3 protein-coding genes are annotated in these 3,692 nt (G+C 33.1%); all 3 read right to left on the bottom strand.

The genetic code is table 11. From position 1 onward, the window contains the following. Nucleotides 1–69: 69 nt before the first annotated feature. On the bottom strand, nt 70–903 hold the full coding sequence (locus CUS_RS09015) for a glycosyltransferase family 2 protein (RefSeq protein ID WP_002849822.1): 834 nt from the start codon (nt 901–903) through the stop codon (nt 70–72). 1 nt (nt 904) lies between these two features. Beyond that, nucleotides 905–2,437 carry a B12-binding domain-containing radical SAM protein gene (locus tag CUS_RS09010; protein WP_002849826.1) on the bottom strand — a complete coding sequence of 511 codons (1,533 nt, stop codon included), beginning with the start codon at nt 2,435–2,437 and terminating at the stop codon, nt 905–907. 48 nt (nt 2,438–2,485) lie between these two features. Next, the coding region (locus CUS_RS09005) for a carbamoyltransferase C-terminal domain-containing protein (RefSeq protein ID WP_002849825.1) at nt 2,486–3,692 on the bottom strand (1,207 nt) is incomplete at its 5' end.

Below are 3,692 nucleotides of genomic sequence, written 5' to 3'. Positions count from 1 at the left end.
TTTTATAGTTATACTTATCTTTTTGGCTTGTAACTGCATAAGCACCTCCGATAATAGGACAAAAGAGAATCATTCGACATACTCTATCACATTTGGTTCGCAATACAGTAACCTCCCAACATGAAACTCTTTAATCCCCTTAGATTTTAAATAATAATCAAACTTTTGACGATTCAATGATAGCTCATTAAGGTTTGCCTTACTTATTCTATGAGTAATATGAACCACTTCAATTTCTGTCAGTAGCGTTGGGCGACCATAGGCAGAGAAAAGAGCAAAAGCGGCAGCATCGTCTTCCACTCCATATCCAGTATAAGAACTATCCCACATTCCAATTTCTATAAAAGCATTTCGATTCACAAATCCAAAGTTTCCTATATATGTTCTTATAAGATGCCTGTTGTTTTCTTTATCTCTTATACTAGGATCTGGCAATGAATAATCTATTCCGTAATGATCTCGTAAGCCATTTACCATGTTATCATCAATAACGTGCTTGTTTTTTTCATACCATCCAAGTTTTGTCCAATATCTAATAGCTGAATAACCATAGATACTCTTTTGGGATAATTCTGAAATCAGAAACAAGGTATTATTATCTATTAATACTGTATCGTCATCTAAAAAAATAAGCGTTTCATATTTTGCTTTTTTTACTCCGATATTTCGACCGATCGAAATATTATTCTGACTATTACGGATTACTTGAAGATCGCATTTTGGTTTAATTGAATTGGTAAATACATGGAGTTTTTGAAAGTTTTCTAACTCGCTGTTGTTGTCTATAACAATGATTTCATATTGAGTGTATGACTGATTTAAAATCGACAATAAAACAGTTTCTATGCATCCTCCTTTTTTTGAATAACAATTATGTGTAAGGATGATTATAGATAACGCCATATTATTCTCCTATCCATTCCCAATTTACTTTTTTATTAGACATCCGAGGAAAAACTCTTTTTGCTCTCTGATTAGCGATTAGTGTATTTGCCCAAAACATAGGCTGGGCTATATTGTGTACAGAGTATTCAGGTGAATCTAATTCCTGCTTTAACAACAAGAATATTTTCTTCTTGTCAAATTCTGGCGTTTTAATCATAGATGATTGATTAGCTCTAATAGCTACAAAGTAGTCAGAATTAGTCATTTCTTTCTCAAAGTATCCGTTCTCAGCAGATATTTTGCTTAGTTCGGTACCTGGCAGTGGATTGGCAATAAAAATCATATTTATTGTGTTATATTTATTAGTTATTTCTTTCGCAAATCTGACAGTGTCTTCAATATTCTCCATAGTTTCACCTGGAAAACCTAATACAAAAAAAACTATACATGGTAAGTCATATTTATCACATATTCTGACAGCATTAATAATACTTTCAGTTTTCAAATTCTTATGTATTATCTTCATACGAACTTGCTCATTTCCTGATTCTGCTGCTATGGATAAGCTAGTTAAACCGGATTCAATCATAAGCTGTACCATTTCGTCGTCTATTCTATCCGCTCTCACTCCGTTAGGAGTGTCCCAAGTAATATTTAGTTTAGCTATTTCCTTAAACAAACGTTTTGCTCTTTCAATATCAAGCGTTAAATTGTCATCTTCAAAATGAAAATGATTAATTCCATAATCAAAAATACATTTTTTCATTAGTGAAATAACATACTCTATGCTATACGTCCTATGTCTATATCCTACTTGACTATGTACGCTACAAAAGCAACAATTAAATGGACAGCCTCTACTAGTAAAAATAGGAATTGTTCTTTTATTACTAGGATTATTTCTCCACCTTGAATAATATTTATTGTTGAATACTTTGTCGAGATTTAGTAAATGAAGAGCAGGAAAAGGCAACGTATCTAGATCTTCAATAAATGGTCTATCATCTGTCACAATGATATCGCCATTCTCTTTATATGCTATTCCCTTTATCGATGATAAATTATCTATTTTCTTTTCTTTTTTATTATAGTTACGTAAAAGATCTATAAAAGTGTATTCTCCTTCACCCCTAGACATAATATCATATACATCATTATTATGAAGAAGCGATATATAAATTTCTGGAAGAGTTGCAGTTACTCCACCAAGAATTACGATTATAGAGGAATCTATTTTTTTTACCATATTTGCGACTTCTGTTGCATCCTTTTCAAACATACTAAAAGTTGCACTAATTCCAACAATATCAGGTTTAAACTCTTTGATTATTTTCTCAACCTCTGCTGGCGTTTTCCCATATCTAACCTTATCCCCAATTTCAGTTGTTGTTTCATCCTCAAGGCAATCAACAATTCTAGTGTTAAAAGACTCGGATTCACCAATTGCAGCTATACAAGCCAAACCATATGGAATATATGATTGGTATTCAGATTCGAGTTTTTTTTCATACGTCTGCCAAGGATTAATTAACAAGAGTCTACCTTCTAACATAAAAACGCCCCCCATATCAAAACATTATTATAGATCACGGCATGATAACTATTTGTTAATCACCAAATAATTGCCAATAGCCAAAACATCAACAGGATTCTTTTTGATAAAATCAACGGCTAATTCAGGCGACATTATTATTGGTTGCCCCTTGTCGTTGAATGAAGTGTTAAGAACCAATGGACAACCTGTTATTTCGTAAAAGTGTTTTATAGCATCATAGTATAGTGGATTAGTTTTACAGCTAACTGTTTGTGGTCTCGTAGTGTAATCTGCCCTATGAATCACTGCGGGGATTTTATCTCTCCAATTATCTTTAACTCTAAATGCCTCGATCATGAAGGGGTATCTTTTATGGCAAGGATAGTTTTCAAGAACTATCTCACAGTATTCTTCAAGTATAGAACATGCAAATGGTCGCCAAACTTCTCTATGTTTCACTAGTTCATTGATTTTATCAGACATTTGAGCATCCCTAGGATTTGCTAAAATAGAACGATTGCCTAAAGCTCGCGCCCCCATCTCCATACGTCCCTCAAACCAACATACTATATTGTTTTCAGAGAGTAATTTTGCTACATCATATGCGATATCAGGACTCTTCATATATTTTAAACCAGACTTTTTCAAAATTGATTCAATGTATTCATCGGAAAAATCCGGTCCTAATGACACACTATAAAATTCACTTGTATATTTACTACTTGACAATAACAAGCCTGAACCGAGAACAAGTCCTAAATCACCAGCAAGTGGTTGAACGAAATAATCAGATGCTTTAGATTGTTCTCTCACTACCATATTCATCTTACAATTCATAAAAATTCCACCGGAAGCACATACTTGCGTTATTCCAGTCTTTTCTATACCATAATTCACCACACTTATGACACTATTTTCGAGAAGCATTTGAACTGCAAACGCAAAATCCATGTGAAAGTCACTAATTGGTTCACTGTGATTTCTCGCTTTAACTCCAAATAATTGCTCCAATTCAGCAATAGCTTTATCCATGTCTACCATTAAAAACAAAGCTGAATTTCTATATATGAATTCCGAGCAATCATAAATACCTTCTTTAATCGAAAAAAGTGTACTTAATTTTTGATCTATCATGGAATTTTTATGACCATAAGCAGCTAACGCCATTGTTTTTCCTTCGTGATGCCAAGGCTCAAAGCCTAAGAATTTCGTAGCCACAGCATAAAAATAGCCTAAAGAGTTAGGATAATCAATTTGCTTAATTAATTTATAC

The organism is Hominimerdicola alba 8 (assembly GCF_000178155.2).
GTDB classification, from domain to species: Bacteria; Bacillota; Clostridia; order Oscillospirales; family Ruminococcaceae; genus Hominimerdicola; species Hominimerdicola alba_C.
This window is presented reverse-complemented; position numbering and strand designations above follow the sequence as displayed.

Coding starts and splice junctions, on each gene's coding strand:
- CUS_RS09015 (WP_002849822.1), bottom strand. CDS start 903: ATGGCGTTATCTATAATCATCCTTACACATAATTGTTATTCAAAAAAA.
- CUS_RS09010 (WP_002849826.1), bottom strand. CDS start 2,437: ATGTTAGAAGGTAGACTCTTGTTAATTAATCCTTGGCAGACGTATGAA.